Source organism: Arthrobacter gyeryongensis, from assembly GCF_039543785.1.
Classification (GTDB): Bacteria; Actinomycetota; Actinomycetes; order Actinomycetales; family Micrococcaceae; genus Arthrobacter; species Arthrobacter gyeryongensis.
In genome coordinates this window covers 1-24,240 of record NZ_BAABKK010000038.1, presented here as the reverse complement: position 1 = coordinate 24,240, position 24,240 = coordinate 1, and the positions used below count along the sequence as shown (strand labels likewise).

The window sequence follows — 24,240 nt, the reverse complement described above, 5'->3', positions numbered from 1 at the left end:
CGTACATGCCAATCACGCTTGAACGACCCTGCACGGCAGCAGGTGTTCAAGGCCTCTGCCTGATCTCGCCAGCGATGACTCCGTCTACACCACCGACAGGCGCCCACCCTCTGCATCGGACGCACTGCATGTTGACAGGCCCGCCTGCCAGCGCGCCGTGCACGGCACTCATTAGCGGCCGAATAGACCGTCGCGCCCGAAGTCGCTGCACATTAGCCTCCCGCTTAGACCGCTTCTCTGAAAGGCAATCCTGTCGCCATGGACACAGCAAGAACTACCGCAGGACTCTTGGCCGACTACAAGGACCCCTCGATCCCCACCGCCGATAGGGTCGAGGACCTTCTGTCCCGGATGACGTTGGCCGAAAAAGTCGGCCAGATGCTCCAGCTGGACGCGCGCGGGGACATCGAGGACCTCGTTTGCGTCAAACTCGGCGGGTCCCTCCTGCATGCCTCGCCCGAGACCATGCTGAAGACAGCCGACCTCATCGCCAAAACACGCCTGCAGATCCCGTTGCTGATGGGCGACGACTGCATTCACGGACATTCTTTCTGGCCCGGCGCCACCATCTTCCCCACGCAGCTTGGCATGGCCTGCACGTGGAACCCGGATCTTATCGAACGCGGCGCCCGCGCAGCGGCGGTGGAGATTGCAGCCACTGGGCTGCACTGGACCTTCTCCCCGGTTCTGTGCATCAGCAGGGACCTGCGCTGGGGCCGCGTGAACGAGACGTTCGGCGAAGACCCGTACCTCATCGGGGAACTTGGCACCGCAATGATCCGCGGATACCAGGGTGAAGGCCTCGCGGACAACACCGCCGTGCTTGCCACAGCGAAGCATTTCGTCGGGTACTCCGAAACCCAGGGCGGGCGGGACGCCAGCGAGGCCGATCTCAGCCGGCGCAAGCTCAGGTCCTGGTTCCTGCCCCCGTTCGAGAAGGCCGTTCCGGCCGGTTGCCGGACGTTCATGCTCGGCTACCAGGCCATCGACGGGGTTCCCATCACAGCCAACCGCTGGCTGCTCAACGAAGTGCTCAAAGATGAGTGGGGCTTCACTGGAACCCTGGTCACCGACTGGGACAACGTTGGCCGCATGGTGTGGGAACAAAAGGTGTGCGCCACCGACATCGAGGCGGCCGGAGTGGCAGTCGAGGCCGGCAACGATCTGATCATGAACACTCCGCAGTTCTTGACTGCCGCTCAACAGGCGGTCCAGGACGGATGGCTCAGCGAAACACTCATCGATGACGCAGTGCGCCGCATCCTGACCCTGAAGTTCGACCTCGGCCTCTTCGAAGACCCCCGGCTCCCTGACCAGGACGTCCAGCAAGCAGTCATCGGATGCCAGGCGCACACGGCCATCAACCTGAATATGGCCCGTAAGGCCCTGGTCCTGCTCCGCAACGATGGCACCCTTCCGTTGGCCGGCGGACTCGACGCCGGTTCCGATGGCCGGGCCCAGCACCACGGCGCCAAGACTATTGTGGTCATCGGTCCGAACGCCGATGACCCGCATGCCCAGCTCGGCGACTGGGCCGGAGCGTCCGGGCAGGTCGACTGGATGCCGGACGGCCACCCCCGTGAACTCATCACCACCGTGCTGGACGGTTTCCGGGAAGTCGCCCCCGAAGACTGGACGATCACACATTCCCGAGGCGCAGACATCGGCGAACTACTCCCGGACCCGGCCGGAACCACTTACCCGGACGGCCAGCCGCGGCCGCCGCTGTTCCACAGTGCGTCCGTCAACATAGCGATGCAGCTCGACGCGATTGAGGCCGCCAACGAGGCTGACTTCATTGTTGCCGTGGTCGGTGACACCGTGGCCCTTGCCGGTGAAATGAAGTCAACAGCAACCCTGGATCTGCAGGGAGGCCAAAACGCGCTGCTTGAGGCACTGATCGCCACCGGAAAACCCGTTGTTGTGGTCCTGATCCAGTCCAAGCCATCAACCCTGCCCGACGCCGTCCTGAACGGGGCTGCCGCGATCATCGAAGCCTTCAACCCAGGAATGCAGGGCGGCCGGGCGATCGCCGAACTCGTCCTCGGGCTTATCGAACCCAGCGGTCGGCTGCCTGTCACGTTTGCCCGCCACGCCGGACAGCTGCCGGTCTACTACAACCAGTTGCGCGGGCAGCACGGCAACCGCTACGCCGACTTAACTCAGGATCCCCTCTTCGCCTTCGGTGAAGGCCTCAGCTACACCACCATCGAATACTCGGACCTGCGGCTCGAATCCGATCGAATCACGTCCGACGGCACGATCAAAGCCCAAGTCACGCTCACCAATACAGGGAATCGCACCGCAACTGAGACAGTTCAGGCCTACATCAGAGACAACGTCACCAGTGTCACCTGGGCAGAACAGGAACTCAAAGCATTCGCCCAGGCGACCATTGCACCAGGGGAATCCACCGACGTCGACATCTCGATCCCGGCCACCGAATGCTCACTGGTCAACGCCAGCGGCCGGCGGGTCGTAGAACCAGGAGCGTTCGACCTGCTCGTCGGCCACAGTTCACGCGACACTGACCTGCTTCGCGCCCCTTTCACCATCACCCGATGACGCCACACGCCATCATGCACGGGTGGCGGCGCCGCTTTGCCCCTTTGTTGGGACCCGACGATCACCAACCCGGCAATGAGCGCAATGTTGAAGCAGAGGACGATGAGCACCCGCCGTCGCTGACTCCACCTGGACGTCTTCGACGGTTGCTTGACGGCCAAGGGCTCAGTACTCACCCACAGATTGTTTCAGGGCTGCGTGGCACGAAAGACCCCGGCGGCGCGCCCGGGTTCCGACGGCGCGCCGGGTCTTTTTTGTGGACGGCCGGCCGCTGGTTGTCCACAGCTCGTTGCTGGTTTGCCGGGGTGGTTGTGGGTATCAGGCGCACAACGCATCCGGGCCAAGCCGGCGGGCCGGGTGGGTGTCGTTCCTTGCTTCTAAGATGGTTTCCCCACTGGGCGAGGGGGAAGGGGAAGCATGGAGGATGGACGGCGGCCGCGGGCCAGTGCCTGGCAGATCGCCGGCGTCTGGATCTCGGCTGCGGCGTTGCTGTTGACGGCGGCAAGGATGGGTCTGGATCTGTGGCAGATAACCGGTCATTGACCAGGGCTGGTTGGTGGTTAAGCAACCAGGGGCCGGCATGTGCCGGCCCCTGGGGTTTTCCCTCTGCAAAAGGAAATCTGCGGGCAAGTCTAGCGGGTCCCCGCCGGGAGGAGGCGCAGGACATGGTGTCCGCTCCAGCACATGATCGCTGCGAGCAGGAACCAGGGGCCATGGAAGAAGGCACCGAAGACCGCGAGCGAGGCGAACATTGCGTAGACGAATGCCGACGGGCTGAGCCTACGGGTGAAAGCAGCCTGGGCGGTGAAGGCCATGACGGTAATCATCGCCGCTGGTGCGAGCCTGCCGGCAGGGTCGGCGGCGATGGCCGCGAGACCGGCCCCGACGGCGATGGCTGTTGTGAGTAGGGCGAGGAGCTTGCTGAGTCGGATGATGTCCATGGGGGCATCCTTTCTTAAGGGCCGGACATTATTGAAGCGCGGCACCGGGGGTGCCGGTGCCTGGTGGTGGCGTTTAACGGCGGGCCCCCGCTGGTGACCAGCAGCGTTGGGTTCGCCCTGGTGCGGCGGCCCGCCCGACATTTCACGGTTCCGGGCCTGCGGGTGGTGAGTGGTCGGGGGGCGTGCCGGGCGGTGGAGGTTCCGCCCGGCACGGCGGTGTTATTCCGCTGCTTCCTCGCTGGTTTCGGTGGTGGTGTGCTTGTCGAGGATGATCTGTTCGACCTCGGCGGGGATGTATCCCCATGCCACGAGTTGGCCGAGGTAGTCGGCGTGCCGTTCGCTGGCCGAGCGCCACGAGTCCTTGGCGATCGTCTTCTCGTATCCGGCGCAGACGAGTGCGATCAGGGAGATCTCGGGCCGTGTCTTGCTCGCGGCGACGTGGTCCCGGAGCGGGTTCCACGCCCAGCGGTCGCTGTCTTCGAACTTGGCTCCGATCATTTCGGCGGCCACCTTGCCGTCGTAGCCGCTGGCTACTTCGGGGTGGTGGGTGATTGCGTGGACGGTGAAGTACTGCCATCCCTTAGGGGCGGTCTTGCGGGACAGCAGGGTCTTGATCCAGTCGCGGCGCACGCTAGTTGCCGATTCCATGGCCTTGTTGTTGGCGATCAGGGTCTTGCGCTCGGCCTTCTGCTCATCGGTCATCGGGCCTTTCTGGGCCTGGGTTCCGCCGTCGTAGCGTTCGTATTTCGGGGTGAAGCCTAGTTCTTTCCAGCCGGTGATGACGGGCTTCGCGTTGTGCTGGCCCCGGTAGTCGGTGCTGATCAGGTAGGCGTTGGCGTCCTCCTCGGTGGCCGGTTCTCCATCTGCCCGGTTTGCCGCTGAGACGTACAGGTTCTCTTCGTCGGCGTAGTTCCCGGCGTCTTCCACGATTCTCTTGCCTTGGGTTTCCAGTTCCGCGATCAGCGCAGCGAGGGCGGCGGCCCGCTCGCGCTCGTCGCGCAGCTGCTGGGCTACGTGGAGCAGCTGCTCGGGTTCGTCCATGATGACCGATTCCAATTCGGCGATTGCTTCCTCGTCTGACTCAATTATGTGGACAACCATCATCGGTCAAGGCCAGTGACAGTCTTCCTCCGATGCCCGGCTCGCCCGAGGCATTTGGGGAGCGTAGGGGTACCCAGTGGATTCGCCCTGTCGAGGACACACGGCTTGCGTCAGTTCCCAAACGTCCTCATTGAGTCCTGTAGAGTGGAGGCGTCAGTGGGAGCGATACCCACCCGACAGGACGCTGACCGGTTCAGGGCTCCAGTACAGGAACGCGATGTTCCCAGGGCTGCGAGTACAAGCACGGAGGCGTTGACCGGGAGCGCAATGCTCCCCTACCTCGGCCAGGTGCCGAGGCTGCATGACGTTTCGGCCTAGTGCCGACGCATGCCGGATGGGTCGGACCGAATCGACGTGCTGAACACACTCTGCCGGGGCGGAGAAGTTTTCACGAGCGACGGACCGACGGGAATTCGAATGAGTTCACCCACCCAAACGATATTCCAGCGCTTGATCCCCCTGTCATTGGCTTTGGGAACCCCGGCACACCAAAGCGGTTTCAGGAGATTCATTGCTGTCGACTTACCCATTTGCACTCTGGGCAATCATTGGCCTGGCCGCCGTTGCATGTTTGCGCTACCTTTTGTCATTCATCCTCTGCCTGGTCATCTGGAAGAAGACCCACCAAACAAAGGGATTCCAGCACGTCGCTGCGGTCTTCCGACCGCCTCAAAGCTTGCTTCGTCGGCGTGATGAACCGGAGTAGCCCGGTATCGCCGTTGGGGGCCTTTTCAGCCCACTCAAGTACCTGGACGGTGGAAACGTTTCTTGCCGGGCTGCGCTACTACGGCGTGATGCCGAGAGCCGGCGAAGGTTAAATGCAACACTGTCCTAATGAGTGACGTTCAGTATCAGGGTCTGGTGCCGGTCCGAGCAACGATTGTTCCAGCCCGCGCTGCTTACCTCGTGCGAGAAGGTAGCCGGAGAGGTTTCCGGCGTGCTGTGCAGGAAGCCAGTACAAGGTGGGGCGGCGTCACAGAGCCGATCCTTGCCATCTCCGACGATGGGCATGTGACGGACTGGGTAAGACACGTTGTATCGGTTTCAGCCGTCGAAGGACTCGTTAACGTGGATCTATCGGAGGCGGAAGCCAATGCGACTGCTTCCGAACTTGGCTTGCCTTGGGTTCCAATTGACCGCATTGACGACTCCGGACCGGTCCGATTGACCTGCCATCCCAGTTGGCTGGAGGCGCCGGCCTATCCGACATCGTGGGTGATTGGTGGGTCTTCCGGCGAATTGTGGCAGGCCGTTGCCGGCGGTGAGCTGTCGGATGAACATTTGGAACTAATGCACGATCAGGATCTGGCGCTGTCTAAGCCAGTGAACAGGGATGGCATTGGACGGGCACAGTTGCGTGGACACACATGGCTGGATCGCACCATGGTTTCATTGGATGAAATCTACGCGAGCCCGGCTCCCCTGAGCACTCCGACCGTCCTATGGATTACCACAAAGGATGACCTAAAGGACTGTTGGGACTTCTGGAATGTTCGCGCGCTCGGCCCGCGTACATTCGCCAAAATGCCAATCTTCCTTCTGCCTTACGAAGACCTCCCATTTTGGATCGACTTCGATAAGCAACTGCTGGCAACCCTGGATCGCCCGAACGAGTTCTCGACCGATGTGATCATCACCAGCGCAAGCACCCCCGAGTCCGAGCTTCACGAGCTGGCCAAACGTCTTCAACTCACACGGGCTGAAAACGCTGAAATCAAGTATTCCACAAGGTTTCCAGTGACTACTGAGCGCCGGAAGGCTCCCTTCACGTACACCGTTCACCAAGGGGTAACCCGATTTATTGGTTTCGACCGCCGTTACGGCGCCATAGCGGACGCTGACTCGCATTTTTTCAAGGGCCGCGCCACCTCCGTTAACTTTGATTCCCCCGTCTCCTTCAGAGTCGAAGGAGGAACCCTGGTGCGGCTCGAAAGCACGATGTTTGACGGTCTGCCACGCCGCGATCCGGTGGCCTCACTTATCGCGCCCGGAGCGACCTGGCGTGACAACTCCATCCAAATCGGCGACTACGGCCGCTCAAGGTTTCGGCTGGAATTGACCGTTCCCGGTCTGCCGGACGCCTTGCAGGCCCTCCTGACGGAAAAGGTCGGTTCTTATGCACTTTCCGACAAAGGAAACCTCGCGGCGGCGTTCCACCAGCGTGAGGAGGGGGTACAAGCTCTCTTGGAACCGAACATTTACGAAGCAATCCGCGGCCTTACAACTCCGCGCTCGAAAAGGCTCATCAACGAGCTGTCGCAGGTCATAGGTACCGGTGAGCTGACAGAGAAGATCATGGACTTGGCACGTAGCTGGGCGGTTCAAGGAAAAAGAATCTACCGGAATGTTTCCGGCATCCCTGGAGTGCCAGGTGCGGCTGCGGCTGTTGCACTGGAACGTCTCTGTGCGCTTGGTTGGGCCGAGCGTGGGCTTGAGATCAAATGTACGACGTGCCACACATCAAGTTTCTTGGAGCTGGGCTCGGTCCCCTCCAAGGAAGGTGCCAAGTGCCCTGCATGCGAAGGCAGGCAGCAATACACAATGGAAAGCGGAGGCCCAACGGTTTTCTATCGGCTGGACGGTCTCGTTGATCATGTCAGTGACCAGGGCGTATTCCCCCATCTGCTCACGGTCGCAGCGTTGACCGAGCAGCAAACTCAGTCCTGGTTTATGCCCGGTGTTGACTTGTTCTTCGATGCTGAGTCTAGAAACGAGGCTGACGTCGTTGGCCTTTACGGGGGCCGGTTGGCCGTCGGCGAAGTGAAAACAAGCGCCTCAGAATTCACCACGAGCCAGCTGACCAAAGACGTCGAAGTCGCCCGCAAACTAGATGCCGATTTCTATGTCATGGCAGCGCCAGACAACGTGAACGCCGAAACACGGGCAATCGCCGAACGCCTGTGCATTGAAGCTGAACTGGGCCTAATGGTCCTGGATCGAGAGGACCTTCGTCCGTCAGCCGCTACCTCAGGTAACTAGAACCCGTCCGCTGCTGCGGGGCTGTTCTCATCCAGATCCGGGTTGCTCATCAAGATCGCTGAGCAGTTGCCTAATGCGGCGCTGCGTTGACTGGTGACGTTCAACTTCCCGGGGCCAGCCACGGACTTCTGCGTCGATGATGAGTTCTTCCTCTCGCTCCAGCCGTGCCCTAAGTTTCGGGGCGTACTCGGTGGTGGTCAGGAACTTGGGGCAGGAGAGCATCAGCTCACATTCGCAGGGTCCTTCTGCCGGTAGCCGGAGGCAGTGACCGAGCTCGAGTTCGGTCTTGAGGAAGTTGGTCTGCAGCCAGTGGATGGCCTGGTCATCGAGTTGTCCGCTCATCAGGGCTTCGGCTGCGGGGCCCGCGATGCGGTTTCCCGAGGCGAGTGCTTCCTCATACTGCCTCCGGACTTCAGGGTCGGAGATCCTGCTGTAGATCATGGACATGGCAGCGCTCTTGTGGCCCAGAATCGTCATGATTGTTTGGATCCTCGCACCGCCTTCGGCGAGCTGGGTGCCAAGAGTATGACGGAGCCTGTGTGCACTGACGGTTCTGGTTCCATTGGAATCGACGAGACCGGCGGCTTTGCAGGCCTTCTCGAAGGCGTCATCGAAAAGGGTTGCCGACGACAGGAGTTTGCCTTTGCGGACGAAGACGTAGTTCTCGAACCGCCCGGTATTGGGATCGCGCCGGGACGCTGCTTTCATGGTCTTGGCCTGGTTGATAGCTTCCTGTAGGGCTGCGGCCGCATCAGGGTGCAGAGGGATGAGGCGTTCGGAATGGCCTTTTCCAACAGGGATCCGCAGCCTGGGGTGACCGCTGGCGTAGGTGTCGAGGCAGTCACAAGTCAGGCGGCGGATCTCATCTCTTCTGGCACCGGACCACCGCAACAGCAGCAGCGCGGTTCGTTGCAACGGGTCGGTGAGCGCGCCTATCGCGGTCATGAGGGCATCCAGCTCGTGCTGGGGCAGGTATCGGGGAATTGTCTCCTGCCTGCGGGGTGCGTCCCGGGCCGTCAGTAGCGGCCTGCCTGGAACGTCGTCCCAACCCCAGGTGCCGGTATCGCGGCAGAATGCCGCAATGGCGTTGATCTCGTGCTTGCGGGTAGCCATCCGCTGGGGATCCTGGCTCGACGACGTGGCGGCGCAGTCCGTGCGGTTCGTCGGTGAACCGCAGGCCGATCCCCCAGGGTTCCGGGTCGATGCGGCGCATCGGGACGTTTAGGAGTGCGGCGAGATAGGGCACGAGTGTGCCTTGAATGATGACCGAGGTCAGGACGACGATGAAGATTATGGAGTAGATGCGTGACGCGTCCGGCGGCCCGGCGCTGAGGATGAACATGCCCAGCAGGATCGGGACGGCTCCTTTGAGGCCGGCGAGCAGGATGAATGCGCGTTCGCCCCGGCGCAGCCGGATGGGTGTTATGAGCAATCCGACAAGAGCGGGGCGGATGATGAGGATGAGCAGGCCGGCAAGGGCCAGCCCGGTCCCCAGCTCGCCGGATCGGAAGACATCCCGGAGCGGGACACTGAGCCCGAGAACTGTGAACGCGACGATTTCGGCGAGGCTGGCGATGCCGGCGCTGAAGCGTTCGATGTCGCGTTTGTGGGGGGCGCGTTGGTCACCGATGATGATTCCTGCCAGAAACACTGCCAAGAACCCTGAACCGTGGAGCAAGGTTGTTGCGGCGTAGATGAAGGCGACAGCCGCCATCGTTCCCACCGAGTGCAGGGCTTCGTTCGGCAGGGCAACCTTGCGCATCAGCGCCAATAGGCCATGTCCGGCGAAGAAACCGATGAGCGCACCGACGGCCATTTGGAGCATGAAGTCCGCCGTGCCACCGGCCATGGCGTCAAGCCCGCCTCCGGTGGCGCCGAGCAGGCTGATCATCAGGGCGATGCCGACCGGGTCGTTCGCTCCCGACTCGCCCTCCAGGATGGTGCCGGTGCGGCCGGTGATTTCCCGGCCGCCCAGGACGGAGAACACGACGGCGGGATCTGTCGGGGACAGGGCCGCGCCGATGAGCAGGGCCGCGCCCCAGTCGAATCCAAAGAACACGTGTGCGGCCAGTGCCAGGGCGGCTGCCGTTGCCGCGGTTCCGGCGATCCCGATCCACGCGATGGCCCCGGCGGATTGACGGAACCGGTGCCAGCCGATGTGCATGCCGCCATCGAAGAGGATGAATACCAAGGCAACGGTGACGATCCGTTCATCCACCGTCACCGGGATTTGTTCGAGCCCAGGTACAACATCGGAGGCCAGGGACGCGGCCAGGAGAAACAATGCCGGCGCAGGTAGCCGGAGCCGGGCGCTGAGGCGATGGGTCAATACGGTGGCAAGAAGAGCGCCCGCGACCAAGAGCATGATGAGGGAAAACGGCTCGAGGTCGATCACGTGTTGAATGCTACGCCGGAGACGGGCAACGGCAACTGATGCCGGGTGTCAGAAACCAGGGCTTGACCTGTCAATAGTGGCTGCCACGCTCCGTCAAGCGAGGATCGGGACTTTCATTAGTCATATGGTGAGATCAGCCCAAGCCTTGCCGCGGCCCGGCGTCGAGGACTGCCCATCACGCTCGAGCTGCCCCGCTGGGCCCGCCAACACGGACGAACCCTCGCCTCCCCTCACCCAGCAGCTCATGCAGGCGCTGGAGGGATTCGACGGTCTTTCGGCCGGGTCGCTTATTCTGTCCTTCGCCGGCTACGTGATGCTCGGTTCATGCCTTGCGTTTTGCCGATGTCGGTGAAGGTTCCGGCTTGTTTGAGTTGCCGACCACGGGACGCGCCGCGGGGCCGGCAGACACCCTCGCAGGCCTGCCCGAGGCGCGGCCTGGCCTGCCGCGATGAGGGCGTCAGCCCTTCCCGTTCCCCTTGCCGGGTTTCGACGGGGCTGCTGTCGAGAGCTGGGGTTCCGTCGGTTGCGGTGCCTGGCCCGGGCCCGTCCCGCCGGCGGCCTGGTCGCTGCTGCGGTTCTGTGGCGGGTTGCCGCCGATGAGGTTCTGCGGCGGGGCGTCGAAGTCGCCGTGGTCGTAGAGACCGACGACCTGCTGCATGTATTGCGCCCACTGCGGTCCGGCGATGTAGGCCCCGTCCACCAGGGGGTAGTACTTGCCGTTGACCGTGATGTCGCGTCCGAGCCGTGCGGCGCTTCCGTTGAAGGGGTCTCCGAAGAAGGACGCCGTGGCCAGGCCTTTGGTGTAGCCGAGGACCCAGGTCTGGTTGTTGTACTGGTTGGTGCCGGTCTTGGCGGCGTCCGGGACGCCGAGTTTCTGCGGGATGAGCAGGCCGGAGCCCTTGGTGAGGACGTCCTGGAGGACATTGGTGGTGGCCTTCGCGACATCCGGTTTCAGGGCGTTCGGCTGGCACGAGGATGCCTGCCCGCCGATTTTCTTGCCCTGGGCGTTATCGACCTCGGCGATCGAGATGGGTGCGCAGTACGTGCCGTCCGCGGCGAAGGTTGCGAAGGCGTTGGCCATCGTCAGGGGGGCGACGTTCTGGCTGCCCAGGATATTGCCCAGGGTGGAGAGGTCGATTTTCTTGTTGTTCCCGTCGCCCAGGTGCAGGCCCACGGCGTCGGCGGCCCGCTGGACATCGCAGAAGTCGTTCAGGCCGGCGAGGGAGGCGAAGGTCGCGGTGTTGATTGAGTTGTAGATGCCCTGCCGGACGCTCATGGGCCGGTACCAGCCGGGTTCATCGTTCTGCAGGTCCGTGGAGGGTGGAAGGGTGCTGTCGAACCATCCATGGACGGGCCCGCATGTCGTCTTCCACGGGTAGTTGACGCCGTAGCGACGCCTTGACGCGTCGACAATCTGGTTCGTTGTTTTGCCTTCGCCGAGCCAGGCCGCGAGGGTCATGGGCTTCATGGTCGAGCCGGGCTGCATGCCGCCCACGCCGCCCAGGTCGTTGCCGTTGGCGTCCGTGCTGTCGACGTTGAAGTTGTAGGTCGTGACGAAGCCGGTGCCCTGGCCGGCGAGCGTGCGGGAGTTCTGCGCCATGGCGAGGACCTTGCCTGTGCCGGGCTGGACCGTCACGAGGGAGGCGCCCCATTTGTCCGGGATCGTCCCTGTCGTGGCGTCGACCTGGGCCTGGGCGGGTCCTTGGAGGCGCGGGTCCAGGGTGGTCTTGATGGTCAGGCCGCCGCGCATGATTTTCTGGATCCGGTCCTCCTGTGTCGCGCCGTAGGCGGGGTCGTTCTGGATCTGGTGGAGGACGTAGTCGCAGAAGTACTGGGCCTGGACGGCGTAGGCGCAGCCCTGCTTGGGCGGGTTGACCTTGAGCTGGATCGGGGTGTTGACGGCGTCCTGGTGTTGCTGGGCGTTGATGTAGCCGTGCTGGAGCATCGCGTCGAGCACCAGGTCCCGGCGCGTTTTGGATGCCTCGGGGTGCTGGGTCGGGTCGAACAGGGAGGGGCCGTTGACCAGGCCGGCGAGCAGGGCCGCCTGGGGCACGGTGAGGTCCTTGGCGTCGACGGAGAAGAAGTACTGGCTCGCGGCCTGGATGCCGTAGGCGTTGGCGTTGAAGCCGACGATGTTCAGGTAGCCGGCGAGGATCTGGTCCTTCGTGAACTGCTTCTCGAGGCCGATGGCGAGCTTCATCTCCCGGAGTTTGTCGTTGATGCTCTTCTGGCCGTTGAGCACGACCTGGGCGTCCTTGCCCTGGGCGATGAGGTTCTCGTTGAGCACGTTGGTCACGTACTGCTGGGTCAGCGTGGACGCGCCCTGCCGGGCCCCGCCGCTGTTCGTCACGAGGGCGCGGAGGATGCCTGTCGGGTCGATGCCCCCGTGCTGGTAGAAGCGGGAGTCCTCGATCGCGATGATCGCGTTCTTGATGTTGGGGGACATCTGCTCGAGGGGAACCTGGGTGCGGTTCTCGTTGAACAGCGTCGCGATCTGGGATCCGTCAGCCGCGAGGACCCTCGTCACCTGCCCGGCAGGGGCCACGGTCAGCTCGCTGGGCAGTCCGTTGAAGAACCGGGCCGAGCCGTTCGCCGTGATCCCGGCCACGGCCGCGGCGGGCACCATCAGGCCGGCAACGAGCATCCCGCAGACGGCGCTCACGCCGAGGAAGACCAGGACCCGGCCAAGCGTTGTTCCCGTGTCCAGGAGCCGGTTCCTGCCGGAGGCCGCGGCGGCGGCCGGGTTGGACCCCGCACCGCCCGGGGCCACGCCTCGTCCACGCGCCGGGGGCCGAATTGGTATCCGCTTTGACATATCTTCCTCAGGTTCTCTGGCGATGGATCGTCTTGGTTGTCGGGCGTAGTGCCCCGCGCTTCTCAAGCGCCCGGTGGTGGGCGTTGCCCGCATTTCAGGCACGTGGGCTGGGTGTGGTCGGGTCCGGGCCGGCGTGCCGGCACGACCTGTCAGTCGCTGGCGGTCAGCGGTTCAGAGGAGTGCGGGGCGGAGTCTCCGGGCACGGCCGTCGAGCGTCTGCGCCGGAACAGCAGGACGAACGCGACGGCGCCCGCGAGGAAGATCAGGGCGGCAACCCAGGTGTTCACCCGGAGTCCGAGGATCAGGTTGGCATAGTCGGAGCGCATCAGTTCAAAAGCGAAGCGCCCCGCCGTGTACCCGGCAACGTACAGGGAGAACACGCTTCCAGCCCCGAGCGTGAAGCGCCGGTCCACATACAAAAGAAGCAGCCCGACGACGACGCACCACAGCGATTCGTAGAGGAACGTGGGCTGGAAATAGCCAAGGACCACCGGCGCGCCCGAGGGATCGGTCACCGCTGACCCGGTGGCAGGGTCCATCTGATGGATCTGGAGTTTCCACGGAAGGGTCGTCGGATCCCCGTAGAGCTCGTTGTTGAACCAGTTACCCCACCGGCCCAGGGACTGGGCAAAAACCACCCCCGGCGCCACGGCGTCCAGGAAAGCAATCAAAGAGACCTTTGCCCTGCGGCAGCCGATCCATGCACCCACTATCCCGAGGGCCACGGCGCCCCAGATCCCCAGACCGCCGTCCCAGATGGCAAAGGCATTCCACGGATTCCTCCCCGGCAGGAAGTACAGCTCCGGGTCGGTGACGACGTGGTAGAGCCGGCCACCGATGATCCCTGCAGGCACCGCCCAGAGGCAAATGTCCAGCACCTGCCCGGGCGCACCGCCCCGCGCGGTCCAACGCCGGGAAGTCAGCCAGACGGCCAGCGCGATCCCGGCCATGATGCACAGGGCGTAGAAGTGGATGGTCACCGGACCCAGGTGAAAGGCACTCACGGTCGGCGACGGAAGGAAAGAATCACTGGCAGTCATGGAGATTCGGGATCCTGTTCTGGAAGTTAGGGCAAAAACAGTCTTGCTCGGCAACCTTGAAGTCAGCCGGGTTCCGGAGGGCCCTCCGGGGCCGGAACAGCCTTGGGGCGGTCGTCCTCACCCTGGCACTGCCCGCCGGTCCCTGGTGGTGGTGCCTGGCTGGCATCTGGACCGGCCTCGCCGTACGGCGGGCCCTCAACCAACACCAAGGCCGCGCGCGGGAACATCCCCAGGAACGCGATTCTCCGCGGCACGGCACCGTAGGCCGACTCGGCGATAAGACGACTATTGTCCGGTCAGGGCCGGACCTGGTGTGCCGGGACCGGAGAGGATGCGCAGGACGGAGGTCTGGTCGATCCAGCCCCGGAGGATGCCGTTCTCATCGGTGACCGGGGTGCCAGCTCCGGCGGATGAGTCCAGGAGGGTGTCGAGGACGGATTCGAGGCTCGTGGTGGGAAGGACCGTGGCCGGCATCTCGGCAATGTCTGCCAGAAGGATCCGGTCCTGGTCCTCGTCGTTGCTCAGGACTTCGGACAGGGAGTGCACGGTCACCACTCCCCTCAACAGCCCCTGCCGGTCCGTTACCGGCAATGCAAGGTGTCCCCCGGCGAGCAGCCTGCGGGCTCCTTCGGCGACGGCCATGTCCGCGGGCAGGGCTTGCAGCCGGGTGTCCATGACGGCTCCGACGTTTATGCTCCGCAGGAGTTCGGTGCCGGGGTGGCGTTCGAGGTCAATGCCGCGCCGGCGCAGTTTGAGGGTGTAGATGGTGTCCTTGGACAGGACTTTGGACACGCCGGAGGCCACGACGATGGCCAGCATCAGGGGCAGGATGATGGAGTATTCGCCGGTCAGTTCGAACATGATGATCACCGCGGTGATCGGTGCCCGGGCCGCGCCGGCGAAAACGGCTCCCAGCCCGACCAGCGCGAAGGCTCCCACCTGGCCGTGCAGGGCCGGATCAAGGAAACCGGCGACCTCCCCGAACGCGGCTCCGAGCATCGCGCCGATGAACAACGACGGCGCGAACACACCGCCGGATCCGCCGATGCCGATGGTCAGGCTGGTGGCGACTACTTTGCCCACGAGCAGCAGCAGGAGAAAACCGACGGCATAGCTGCCGGCAACCCCGGCCTGCAGCACCGGGTAGCCCACCCCGTACATCTGCGGCAGGACCAGCAGCAGGGACCCCAGCAGCAAACCGCCCACGACCGGGCGCAGCCACTCCGGGCCGCGCCAGGCCCAGTCGCACACGTCCTCGATCTTGTACAGGATCCGGGTGAAGCCGATGCCCGTGACGGCCGCGAGCAAGCCCAGCAGGATGAAGAGCGGATACTCGATGCCCGAGGAGACGTTGAAGGCCGGCAGTTGGAGGAAGGCCTGGTCGCCCAGGAAGGCCCTGCCGATGATCGACGCGGTGACCGAGGCCAGCACCACGGCGCCGAACGCGCCGGCGGCAAAGTCGGCCAGCAGCAGCTCCAGGGCGAAGAACACCCCAGCGATGGGGGCGTTGAACGTCGCGGCGATCCCGCCGGCGGCTCCGCAGGCCACCAGGGTCCGGACCCTGGATTCGGGCAGCCTGAGCGTCTGGGCCAGCCAGGACCCCAGGGCCGAACCGATCTGCACGATCGGCCCTTCCCGGCCCACGGAACCTCCGGAACCGATGCAGATCGCCGAAGCCAGCGCCTTGACGACGGCGACCCTGCCCTTGATGCGGCCGCCGTGCTGGCTGACCGCATACATGACCTCCGGGACGCCGTGGCCCCGCGCCTCCGGGGCGAAGCGCTTCACCAGCGGCCCGTACAACAAGCCCCCGGCCGCCGGGGCCAGGATCACGAAGGCGCCTCCCAGCCACGGCAGCCACGGATGGGCGCTGCCCCCCGGAGCGGCCGAGTAATCGGCGGTACCGCTGAAGAACAAGGTCGCCGCGGTGATCAGCCAGCGGAACCCGACCGCCGCGAACCCGGCCCCGGCACCCACCACGACAGCCATGGCCACCAGCTGATAGGAGGAGCCCGTGAACGTCCTCCAGAGAAATCCGGTCCGGCCGGGGCCGAACCAGGGACGGAAGCGGGCTGGCTGCGCGGTCAAGGGAGATCTCCAGTGCATGATGTGGTGCAATATATGTACTATGACAAGTATGAAGACTACCACCACCGCCCTCCCGCCATCGGGGGATCCGGGATCCGGGTCCCCGGACGATGCCGCCCTCACGGGCACCCTGTCAGCCTCACGGGCCCTGCTGGGGGTCATCGCCCGGTCACTGGCACCTGTGATGGACACGGTGACGCTGCCCCAGTTCCGGGTCCTGGTGGTGCTGTCCAACTTCGGACCGCTGCGGATGGGCGACCTGGCCCAGCATGTAGGGGCGAACCAGTCCAGCTTCAGCCGGTTCGCCGACAGGATGGTCGCCGGCGGGCTCATCGCGCGCTCTGTCAGCCCCGACAACCGCCGCGAGGTCATCATCTCCCTGACGGCAGAGGGTGCACGCGTGTATGCCGAGGTCACCGGGGCCCGCAAAAAGGAAATCGCACTGGTCCTGGAGAAGCTCTCCGGGGCGGAGCTGGACGCGGTCCGGGCAGGCTTTGAGGTCTTCGCCCGCGCCGCCGGGGAGCCCTCCGCGGACGAGACCCTGATCCTGGGGATCTAGGATGGCGCCGCCGACCGCCATGCCGGGACCGGGCACCGGGGATCCGGGCGCGATGATGAGCGGGCCGATGTGGATGCCGGACCTGCCACCCACCCTGGACCGCGTGCTGGCCTGGCACCCCCAGCCCGTCCCCGTTCTGCCGCTGCTCGTCCTGCTCCTGCTGGCGCTCTATGGCTGCGGTGTCCTCGTTCTCCGCAGCAGGGGTGTGCGCTGGCCGGCCGTGCGGAGCATCTGGTGGTTTCTGGGCCTGGCAACCGTGCTGTCCGTCACGGCCACCGGAATCGAGGGCTACGGGATGGAGCTCTTCAGCATCCACATGATCCAGCACATGGTCCTGAACATGCTCGCTCCGGTGTTCCTGGTCATGGGGGCCCCGGTGACCCTGCTGCTCAGGGCCTTGCCGGCAGGAGCGGGTGGACGCGGAAGCCTCAGGCGGGGGGTTCTGCGGGTCCTGCACAGCCGGGCTGCCGCCGTCCTGATGCATCCGGCCGTGACGTTCGCCCTGTTCATCACCAGCCTGTACGGGCTGTATTTCACTCCCGTCTTCGACTACCTGATGGGCACCTGGTGGGGGCACAACCTGATGCTCGTGCACTTCCTTCTCGTCGGGTTCATCTACTTCTGGGGGATCATCGGCGTCGACCCTTCCCCGCGGAAATCCCGGGGCGGGCTGCGCGCCAAGGCCGGCCCGGTACTGCCGGTGCTCGAACTGGCCGCTACCGCCCCGTTCCACGCCTTTTTCGGGGTCGTGGTCATGATGTCCACTGCGTTGCTGGTCAGGTTCTACACCACGCCGGTGCCCGGCTGGCACGTGTCCCCTCTGGCTGACCAGGCCGCCGGCGGGGGCATCGCCTGGGGATTCACGGAGCTTCCGACCCTCCTGGTCCTCGGGGTGCTTGTCGTGAAATGGCAGAAATCGGACCAGCGCACCACCGGGGCCGCTGACAGGCGCGCGTCCCGTGAGGGCGACACCGAGCTTGCCGACTACAACGCCTACCTGAGCTCACTGGAGAACAGGACCCTGCGCCGATGACCCCGCCCGACAGCGGTCCCGGGGCCGTCTTCTACGCCTTCACGCTCGGGCTCGTCGCGGCCGTGAACCCCTGCGGATTCCCGATGCTCCCGGCCTACCTCGCGCTGTTTTGCGGCCGCCGTCCCGGTCACCGTGGATCCGGGACGGCCCGTGCCCTGCTCGCCGGGGCCAGTGTCAGCGCAGGGTTCGTGACCGTGTTCGGCGTCCTCGGGCTCCTCTTCGAAACCGGGGCCCGGCTCGCGACAGGCTGGCTGCCCCCGATCATGGCCACGGCGGGCCTGCTGATGGCCGTGGCCGAGGTGTCCACCCTGTTCGGCCGCCCACCAGCCCTCCGCCTTCCCGGGCCAAGGATCCGTACCGGAAGATCGGTCCTGGCCATGGCCGTGTACGGGGTAGCCTACGCGACCGGGTCACTGAGCTGCTCCCTGCCGCTATTCCTGGCCGCGGTCGCCGGGTCCTTCACCGGCCAAGGCTTCCTCGGCGGGCTCAGGAGCTACCTCGCCTACGCCCTGGGCATGGCTCTTTTCGTCACAGCCGCCGCCGTGGTCAAAACCGCCTTTGGTGCCGCCGCGCTGCGTCAGGCCGGGGGAGCTCGACGCTGGCTTAGACCAGTCTCGGGAGCCACTTTGACCGTCTCGGGCTCCTACCTGGCCTATTACTGGCTGGCCGAGCTGCTGGATCCAGCGGGGACCAGGGCCCCTGGCAGCTTCCCTTCAGCAGGCCCCGGGCTGGCTTGCCTCCCGGATCGCTGCCGCACCGGCCCTGTCCTCGCTGGTACTCGGCGTCCTCGTGCTTGCCCCGATCGTCCTCATCATCCGCAGCATCCTCACCGAGCCCCTGCCTCCCCCCGCATCAACCACCCCGTCCGACCCCGGGAAAGGGAACACCGGCACATGAGAAACGCCCCGCCGCCCACCGGCGCCGCCCCGTTGCGGAACCGTCTGATCGCCGCCGGCATCTGGGCAGTTGCCGGGCTGACCATCGCCGTGTCCCTTGCCGGGATCCTCCTGATGGCCCCGCCCCGGCCAGGAACGACGGCGGGCACCGCAGCCTCCGTTACGGCCGAACCCGGCATCAACGTCGCCACGGCCCAACTCCTGCAACTCGACGTCCTTCACGCCCCGTTGGACACCGCGCCGGACTTCACCCTCACCGGGCAAAACGGCACCCAGGTCAGCCTCTCCCAATACCGGGGCAAGTCCGTCGTGCTCTCCTTCAACGACGACCAATGCCAGGACCTGTGCACTCTCCTGGCCCAGGACGTCACCGAGGCCGACCACGACCTGGGCGCGGCCGCCGCGGACGTCGTCTTCCTCTCCGTGAACGCCAACACCGCGCATCCGGCCGTCGCGGACGTCAAAGCCTGGACCCAGGACCACGGACTCGCCTCCGAGCCCAACTGGGTCTTCGGCACCGGAACCCCCGCCCAACTCAAAGCCGTGGCCGACAAATACCACGAGCCCCTCGGCATCAACCCGGAAACCCACGACGTCATCCACGGATCCGAACTGTTCTTCATCAACCCCGCCGGGAAAGAAGCCGCCATCGGGCAGTTCGGCACCGAATCCGCGAACACGGCACTCTTCGCCCACGGCATGGCCCAAACGGCCGCCGACCTCGTGCCCGGCCGGGCCGGCACCCCGGTCGGCGGACCCACGCCCTCCGGCGGCACCGCGGCGAAACCCGCCGCACTGGGCCAGCCCGCCCCCGGATTCACCCTGCCAACGCTGGACAAAACCGGAACCCCGACATCCCTGAACGGGACAAAAGGCAAATACACGGTCCTCAACTTCTGGGCCAGCACCTGCACCGCCTGTACCCAGGAACTACCCGCCCTCCAACAAGCCCACCAGGACCTCGGATCCTCCACGGCATTCCTGGGCATCGACGTCGCCGACCCGGCCGGCCCGGCAACAGACCTCGCCGCCCGCAGCCACATCAGCTACCCGCTGCTGGCCGACACCAGCGGCGCCACGGCAGGGGCCTACCAAATACCAGGCCTGCCGTTCACCGCCATCATCGGCCCGGACGGCACGCTGCTCCTACGCCACCCAGGAACGTTCACCACCGAACAACTCGAATACATCCTCCACACCCTCGAAGACAATCCGCAATAACGAGGCACTAAAACAAAGCTACGGGACCGCCCGGCCCGGCCGAGCGCCCGGCCGGGGCTTCACTTTGCGATCCTGCCCACGATCTGGCGGGCCACGATCCGGTCGATTCCAGGCACATGGGTTGCCCGTACGATCCACCGGCGCAGGAGGCGCTGGAACCCGTTTGCCGGCAGGAACGACGACGCTGCCCGCCGCCCGGCTGCCTGGGCCTCCTCAACCACGGGTCTCCAGCGCCGCTCGAAGCCGGCCAGGGCGGGACCGATCCCCTCAGCCGTGGCCACCGGTCCGAGGACGTCCCCCAAGAGCGCGGCACCGGCGATGGCGAGCGAGCCTCCTTGACCGGCGAGGAGGGACACGGCCCCGCAGGCGTCCCCGACAAGAACGGTCCGTTTTCCCTGCCAGCCCGGCATGACAACCTGCGCGACAACATCGTCGTACGGGTGCTCAGGGCAGAGCTCCAGGAGCCTGTCCACTGCCCCGCCGAGTCCTGCGAACTCGCGGCGCAGCCGCTCCCGCGGGCTCCCGGACCCCAGATCCTCCGTCGGGTCTGTGCTTTCCCGGTAGACCATGAAAGCCGCGACCTCATCCGAGCGGAGGCTGTAAAGCCCGGCCACCCGGTCGATGGTATCGGTCAGGACGAACCGGTTCCGGAACCGGGCGTTCAAGAGCGGTTCGGTCACGATGAAGGCCGCTGCACGCATGCCCAAGGGACGCAAGTACTGCTCTTCGGGACCGAACATTTGGTCGCGCACCGTGGAATGGATCCCATCGGCACCGATAAGAACATCCGCGCTGATCGGCTCCGGGGAGCCATCGACGGCGACCCGCACGCCGTCGTCACCGCCCCATACCCGCGAAACCGGCGCACCATAGCGGACCCGCACCCTACCGGGGGCCACGTCCTGAAGCGCGGCGAGGGCGGCCCGCTCCATGTCCGGGCGCAGGAGGCTCAGGACATTTCCTCCGGCAAGGCGGGCGAACTGGTCGTAGTCGAGGCTGGAAGTGGGCCGTCCCGTCGCGTCGACGTACTCCGCCGCCTCGACGTGATACGCAACCGCGGCGAGCCGGGGGTAGAGCCCGATCCGCTCCGAGGCCTCCACTCCCGGACCAAAAAAGTCCATCATGTAACCATCTGGCCGCGGCACGGCTGATTTTTCGAGGAGCTCGACATCCCAGCCGGCCAAACCGAACTGGCGGGCCGCGACCAGGCCCGCGATCCCTGCCCCGACAACAACTGCCTTCATCTTCGGTCCCGAAGCATCCGTCGATCCGGGCAGGAGGCGCCCGGGCAGGGTCCCGATGGCCCGTGCCGGCTCATTCTTGGCTCTTCTTCCCGTGCCTGTCCAGAGCAAGGATTCATTCCCACGGTTGGGATTCCGGTTGAGAACGCGAAGTCGAGGCGGCTAAGAATCTCCGATTCCGCGCGCTGCTCAATTTCCGCGTGCTGCCCACTTGCGGCAGAGCCAGGAACAACGGTGCTGTGCCGCGCCGGAGAGGGCCTTCTGAGCGGCTTGGGTTTTTAGGCATCGCTCCCGCCGATTCCCTGCCGGAGCTGAGTGGTAAGCCCGGTTCGGCAGGGCCGGTGCTTACTTGTGCTGTGTTCCGGCACCGGTGGCGGGTTTGCGGAGCGGGTCCACGGTGCCGTCTGTTCCGTAGTCGCCCTCTGAATACCGGCCGATCTCGGACTCGGCGGTGCGGCCGGGGGTCGATCCAGTGTCGCCGAAGTCTGCCTTTACATAGCGTCCCGACTCCCTGGCCCTTTCTCCAAGAGGTTCGGGCAGTCCGTCTTCGCTGCCGGCCGCACCGTAATCCCCTTCGATGTATTGGCCTTCCTCGTCGTCCGCATGGCGGCCGCTCTGTATCCCGGCTGAGCCATAGTCGCCTTCGACATATCGGCCCCGCAGGTCTGGTTCTTCTGGCTTCTTCGCCGTGCCCGTCTCATCGACAGTGTCTTCGAAGCTGCTGTTGTCGGTCATGTTCGCGCCTTTCCCGAAACGAACTCCGCGTCTTTCTACAGCGCGCTTTAAGTCTAGCGAGGACCGTTGTTCCGCGACAGGGAACGGTGGGCCGGCACGGGAAGGCCTCGGCTCATGGATGCCAGGGGAAATCGTTGGTTACCTCAGGCAATCGACTGGTTACCGCAGGTCGTTCGACATACCATGAAGTTGCTGGGGTTGTCAATTTCCAAAGGTGAATCGGATGACTCAAGGAGGCACTCGGAATGAGTGATGTCAGTCCACTAAGGAATGCAGTCCGCAAGGGAAGCGGCCTCAAGCAACTGGGTGGTACTTGGGGTGAACTCCTCGCCGAGTTCCTCGGCACGTTTGTCCTGATCGCTTTCGGCGACGGCGTCGTGGCCATGGCAGTTGCCGCCTTGCCCGGCTCGGGACGGGCCGCGACGTCCACCACGATCTTCATGGCCGCCGGCGACTGGTTGTTGATCACGTGGGGATGGGCCATCGCCGTAACGATGGCAATCTACGTCGGCGGCGGGGTCAGCGGGGCCCACATCAATCCGGCCGTGACGCTGGCTTTCGCGGTCCGGCGGAAGTTTCCGTGGAAGAAGGTTGGCCCATACATCCTTGCCCAGATTGTCGGAGCCTTCGCCGGCGCCGCGCTGGTGTACCTGCTTTATCACGATGCCATCGACGCCTATAACAAGGCTGTCGGCACCGGGCGCGGGGATCCTAAGGGCCTGGCCACCTACTCCATTTTCGCCACGTTCCCGGCACCGTACTTCAACGGGAATCCCGTGGGGCCGCTGGTCGACCAGGTTGTCGGCACCGCTTTCCTCGTCCTGTTCGTCGTGGCCATCATCGACATGCGCAACACGGCCGTGCAGTCGAACCTGGGCCCGTTCATGATCGGGCTGGCCGTGGCGGCGATCGGCATGTCCGTCGGCGCGAACGCCGGATACGCCATCAACCCCGCCCGTGACTTCGGACCACGGCTGTTTGCGTGGCTCGCCGGATGGGGACAGACGGCACTGCCGGGCACCGTTGACGGAGCGTTCAGCTGGTATTTCTGGATCCCGATCGTCGGCCCCCTCGTCGGCGGAGTGATCGGTGTGCTGATCTACGACTGGTTCATCGGGGACGTGCTCCACGCGCGCACCCTGCTGGCGGAACCCACGCTTCCCGGACGGGCGGGCGCAGACATCGCCCCGGCGTCCGAACCGAAACGGGCAGCCTAAAAACAAGGCCAAGCAAGCGGCCGCGCCAGCACCGGCCGCGTGGGACCCGGGAGCTGCGAATCGCAGCGATACGTGGCAGTCCCGACGGCCGTCTGCTGCTGTGCCCTACCTTGCGAAGAGGAGGTTCGGGCACCCCATTCGGTGATTTTGGCGGTTCCACACCTCTGTGAGGGAGACCTGTGGCTGGCTCCGGGCGACACCATTCATCAATTTACGCCTGCGGACGGAGACCGGCCAGGGCACGTCGACCTTGCATTGAGGTGACTTTGAGCTGTCCACGGCAGGGTTCAATTCGGGATATCCACTTATCCACAGCGGGAATTTTGGGAGCCATTGAGTCGCTCCCCCGGCCAGCGGTAGCTGTGGGCAACCCTTGAGGAATTGTCCTCGGTTGTGGACAGCAGAAACAGAACAGCCACGGACTAGCACCTTACGTTTGACAACTATAGGAGCGTCGGGTGTGCAGGGAAAATCACCGTAAGGAAATAGCTTTTGCGGTGCCCACGATGCTCTTAGGGTCGCCGTAGTACTCGCTGAGAATCGGGCGGATATGGCTGACCGCAGCGGTCTGGTCGGTTCGTCGCGTCGGGTGTCCGGCGGGGGCGTGGCGATTTAGGGGTGGGTCTGGTCAACGGCTTGAGGGTGGGCCCGGCGTTTCTGGTGCTCTGAGCGCCCGGTAGATGCTGGCCATGCTGGGGTTGCGGCCTTTGTGTTTGCCGTTGCGGATGATCAGGTCGCTGCGGATGTCGTGGAGGGAGTCGCCGTTCGCGCGGCGGCGCAGCAGGGTGTGCAGCATGTCCTCGGTGATGACCGGGGGCCGGCCTCCGTTGTTTCCCTTGCGGGCGGCCGGGTTGAGGCCTTCGAGGGTGGCTTCGCGGATGTTCTCGCGTTCGGTTTCGGCCATCGCGGCGAAGAACGCGAACAGCACCCGGCCGGTGCCGGCCGGGTCGTAGATCCCGGTGAGTGGCCCGGCGAGGATCTCCAGGGCGATGCCGTGTGCGGCGAGGTGATCGGCCAGCGCGGTCAGCTCGGCGGAATCCCGTCCCAGTCGTTTCATCTCGTAGACGGTGAAGATGACCCGGCAGTGCGGGGCGTGGGCTTTGATCTGCCGGGCTGCCTGCAGCGCGGCTTCGAACTTCGGACGCACCCGCAGGTGGCTGGAGACCTGCTCGGCGAAGATCTTTTCGCGCGGAATGCCGTGCGCGGCCAGTGCATCGAGCTGGGACTGGAGTTCCCGGGTCGCGTGGGAGCAACGGGCGTAACCGACGCGGATGTCCGCGCCAGGGGTGTCGGCGGGGATGGGTGCCGGAGGCGGGGCGTCCGGCCGCCAGGGCTGGCCCGGTCCACGGCCGGCCGGGGTCGGCATACGCAGTTCCTTCGCCAGGCGGGGGACTTTTGTGAACCGGCCGGTGTG

Annotated in this window: 16 protein-coding genes and 1 pseudogene; 7 read left to right on the top strand and 10 right to left on the bottom strand. The window is 65.0% G+C overall.

The annotated features are described in order from the left end of the window. Positions 1-258 precede the first annotated feature (258 nt). Positions 259-2,565: a glycoside hydrolase family 3 N-terminal domain-containing protein gene (locus ABEA18_RS22940; protein WP_345453188.1), complete on the top strand. Its 2,307-nt coding sequence runs from the start codon at positions 259-261 to the stop codon at positions 2,563-2,565. Positions 2,566-2,982: 417 nt separating this feature from the next. Continuing rightward, on the top strand, positions 2,983-3,108 hold the full coding sequence (locus ABEA18_RS22935) for a hypothetical protein (RefSeq protein WP_345453185.1): 126 nt from the start codon (positions 2,983-2,985) through the stop codon (positions 3,106-3,108). Positions 3,109-3,197: 89 nt separating this feature from the next. Here ABEA18_RS22935 and ABEA18_RS22930 read toward each other — a convergent pair whose 3' ends face one another. Both ABEA18_RS22930 and ABEA18_RS22925 read right to left on the bottom strand, forming a co-directional pair. Further along, positions 3,198-3,506, bottom strand: coding sequence for a hypothetical protein (locus tag ABEA18_RS22930; protein ID WP_345453182.1), 309 nt, complete (start codon positions 3,504-3,506; stop codon positions 3,198-3,200). A gap of 219 nt (positions 3,507-3,725) precedes the next feature. Continuing rightward, positions 3,726-4,607 (bottom strand): annotated as a pseudogene (locus tag ABEA18_RS22925) (ParB/RepB/Spo0J family partition protein); the annotation flags it as partial. Between the two features lie 834 nt (positions 4,608-5,441). Here ABEA18_RS22925 and ABEA18_RS22920 point away from each other — a divergent pair. Further along, positions 5,442-7,586 (top strand): hypothetical protein, encoded by a 2,145-nt coding sequence (locus ABEA18_RS22920; protein WP_345453179.1) that lies wholly within the window; start codon positions 5,442-5,444, stop codon positions 7,584-7,586. Positions 7,587-7,613: 27 nt separating this feature from the next. On the opposite strand, the gene ABEA18_RS22915 is transcribed toward ABEA18_RS22920, so the two are convergent. The 5 genes from ABEA18_RS22915 to ABEA18_RS22895 all read right to left on the bottom strand — a co-directional run bounded on the left by ABEA18_RS22915 (position 7,614) and on the right by ABEA18_RS22895 (position 15,924). Further along, entirely contained in the window at positions 7,614-8,531 is a 918-nt protein-coding gene (locus tag ABEA18_RS22915) for a tyrosine-type recombinase/integrase (RefSeq protein ID WP_345453176.1), read from the bottom strand. Next, a complete protein-coding gene (locus ABEA18_RS22910; protein WP_345453173.1) occupies positions 8,449-9,981 on the bottom strand; it encodes a cation:proton antiporter domain-containing protein in 1,533 nt (510 codons plus the stop codon). Before ABEA18_RS22910 ends, ABEA18_RS22915 begins: the two co-directional genes overlap by 83 nt. A 457-nt stretch (positions 9,982-10,438) precedes the next feature. Continuing rightward, the gene (locus ABEA18_RS22905) at positions 10,439-12,751 is read right to left on the bottom strand and encodes a transglycosylase domain-containing protein (protein ID WP_345453170.1); all 2,313 of its coding nucleotides are present in this window, start codon (positions 12,749-12,751) and stop codon (positions 10,439-10,441) included. Positions 12,752-12,945: 194 nt separating this feature from the next. Next, positions 12,946-13,836 carry a prolipoprotein diacylglyceryl transferase gene (lgt, locus tag ABEA18_RS22900; protein WP_345453167.1) on the bottom strand — a complete coding sequence of 297 codons (891 nt, stop codon included), beginning with the start codon at positions 13,834-13,836 and terminating at the stop codon, positions 12,946-12,948. Between the two features lie 285 nt (positions 13,837-14,121). Next, complete coding sequence (locus ABEA18_RS22895) at positions 14,122-15,924, bottom strand: chloride channel protein (protein ID WP_345453164.1); 1,803 nt, start codon at positions 15,922-15,924, stop codon at positions 14,122-14,124. Positions 15,925-15,973: 49 nt separating this feature from the next. Here ABEA18_RS22895 and ABEA18_RS22890 point away from each other — a divergent pair, with 49 nt between their 5' ends. The 3 genes from ABEA18_RS22890 to ABEA18_RS22880 are packed head-to-tail and all read left to right on the top strand — an operon-like array spanning position 15,974 to position 19,633. Then, entirely contained in the window at positions 15,974-16,483 is a 510-nt protein-coding gene (locus ABEA18_RS22890) for a MarR family winged helix-turn-helix transcriptional regulator (protein ID WP_345453161.1), read from the top strand. Position 16,484: 1 nt separating this feature from the next. Further along, entirely contained in the window at positions 16,485-17,516 is a 1,032-nt protein-coding gene (locus ABEA18_RS22885; RefSeq protein WP_345453159.1) for a cytochrome c oxidase assembly protein, read from the top strand. Beyond that, the gene (locus ABEA18_RS22880; RefSeq protein ID WP_345453157.1) at positions 17,513-19,633 is read left to right on the top strand and encodes a redoxin domain-containing protein; all 2,121 of its coding nucleotides are present in this window, start codon (positions 17,513-17,515) and stop codon (positions 19,631-19,633) included. The genes ABEA18_RS22885 and ABEA18_RS22880 overlap by 4 nt, the downstream gene beginning before the upstream one ends. A 59-nt stretch (positions 19,634-19,692) precedes the next feature. Here the strand turns inward: ABEA18_RS22880 and ABEA18_RS22875 are convergent, their stop codons facing one another. After that, positions 19,693-20,877, bottom strand: a complete 1,185-nt coding sequence (locus ABEA18_RS22875; protein ID WP_345453155.1) for an FAD-dependent monooxygenase — start codon at positions 20,875-20,877, stop codon at positions 19,693-19,695. Between the two features lie 342 nt (positions 20,878-21,219). Then, positions 21,220-21,609 carry a hypothetical protein gene (locus tag ABEA18_RS22870; RefSeq protein ID WP_345453153.1) on the bottom strand — a complete coding sequence of 130 codons (390 nt, stop codon included), beginning with the start codon at positions 21,607-21,609 and terminating at the stop codon, positions 21,220-21,222. A gap of 245 nt (positions 21,610-21,854) precedes the next feature. On the opposite strand from ABEA18_RS22870, the gene ABEA18_RS22865 reads away from it, so the two are divergent. Further along, positions 21,855-22,826, top strand: coding sequence for an MIP/aquaporin family protein (locus ABEA18_RS22865; protein WP_345453150.1), 972 nt, complete (start codon positions 21,855-21,857; stop codon positions 22,824-22,826). Between the two features lie 628 nt (positions 22,827-23,454). Here ABEA18_RS22865 and ABEA18_RS22860 read toward each other — a convergent pair. Beyond that, positions 23,455-24,240, bottom strand: a 786-nt coding sequence (locus tag ABEA18_RS22860; protein ID WP_345453147.1) for a recombinase family protein, incomplete at its 5' end; no start/stop codon positions are given.

Bases quoted from the DNA above. Each gene is read 5' to 3' on its own strand.
- ABEA18_RS22940 (WP_345453188.1), top strand. From the start codon at position 259: ATGGACACAGCAAGAACTACCGCAGGACTCTTGGCCGACTACAAGGAC.
- ABEA18_RS22935 (WP_345453185.1), top strand. From the start codon at position 2,983: ATGGAGGATGGACGGCGGCCGCGGGCCAGTGCCTGGCAGATCGCCGGC.
- ABEA18_RS22930 (WP_345453182.1), bottom strand. From the start codon at position 3,506: ATGGACATCATCCGACTCAGCAAGCTCCTCGCCCTACTCACAACAGCC.
- ABEA18_RS22920 (WP_345453179.1), top strand. From the start codon at position 5,442: ATGAGTGACGTTCAGTATCAGGGTCTGGTGCCGGTCCGAGCAACGATT.
- ABEA18_RS22915 (WP_345453176.1), bottom strand. From the start codon at position 8,531: ATGACCGCGATAGGCGCGCTCACCGACCCGTTGCAACGAACCGCGCTG.
- lgt (WP_345453167.1), bottom strand. From the start codon at position 13,836: ATGACTGCCAGTGATTCTTTCCTTCCGTCGCCGACCGTGAGTGCCTTT.
- ABEA18_RS22890 (WP_345453161.1), top strand. From the start codon at position 15,974: ATGAAGACTACCACCACCGCCCTCCCGCCATCGGGGGATCCGGGATCC.
- ABEA18_RS22885 (WP_345453159.1), top strand. From the start codon at position 16,485: ATGGCGCCGCCGACCGCCATGCCGGGACCGGGCACCGGGGATCCGGGC.
- ABEA18_RS22880 (WP_345453157.1), top strand. From the start codon at position 17,513: ATGACCCCGCCCGACAGCGGTCCCGGGGCCGTCTTCTACGCCTTCACG.
- ABEA18_RS22875 (WP_345453155.1), bottom strand. From the start codon at position 20,877: ATGAAGGCAGTTGTTGTCGGGGCAGGGATCGCGGGCCTGGTCGCGGCC.
- ABEA18_RS22870 (WP_345453153.1), bottom strand. From the start codon at position 21,609: ATGACCGACAACAGCAGCTTCGAAGACACTGTCGATGAGACGGGCACG.
- ABEA18_RS22865 (WP_345453150.1), top strand. From the start codon at position 21,855: ATGAGTGATGTCAGTCCACTAAGGAATGCAGTCCGCAAGGGAAGCGGC.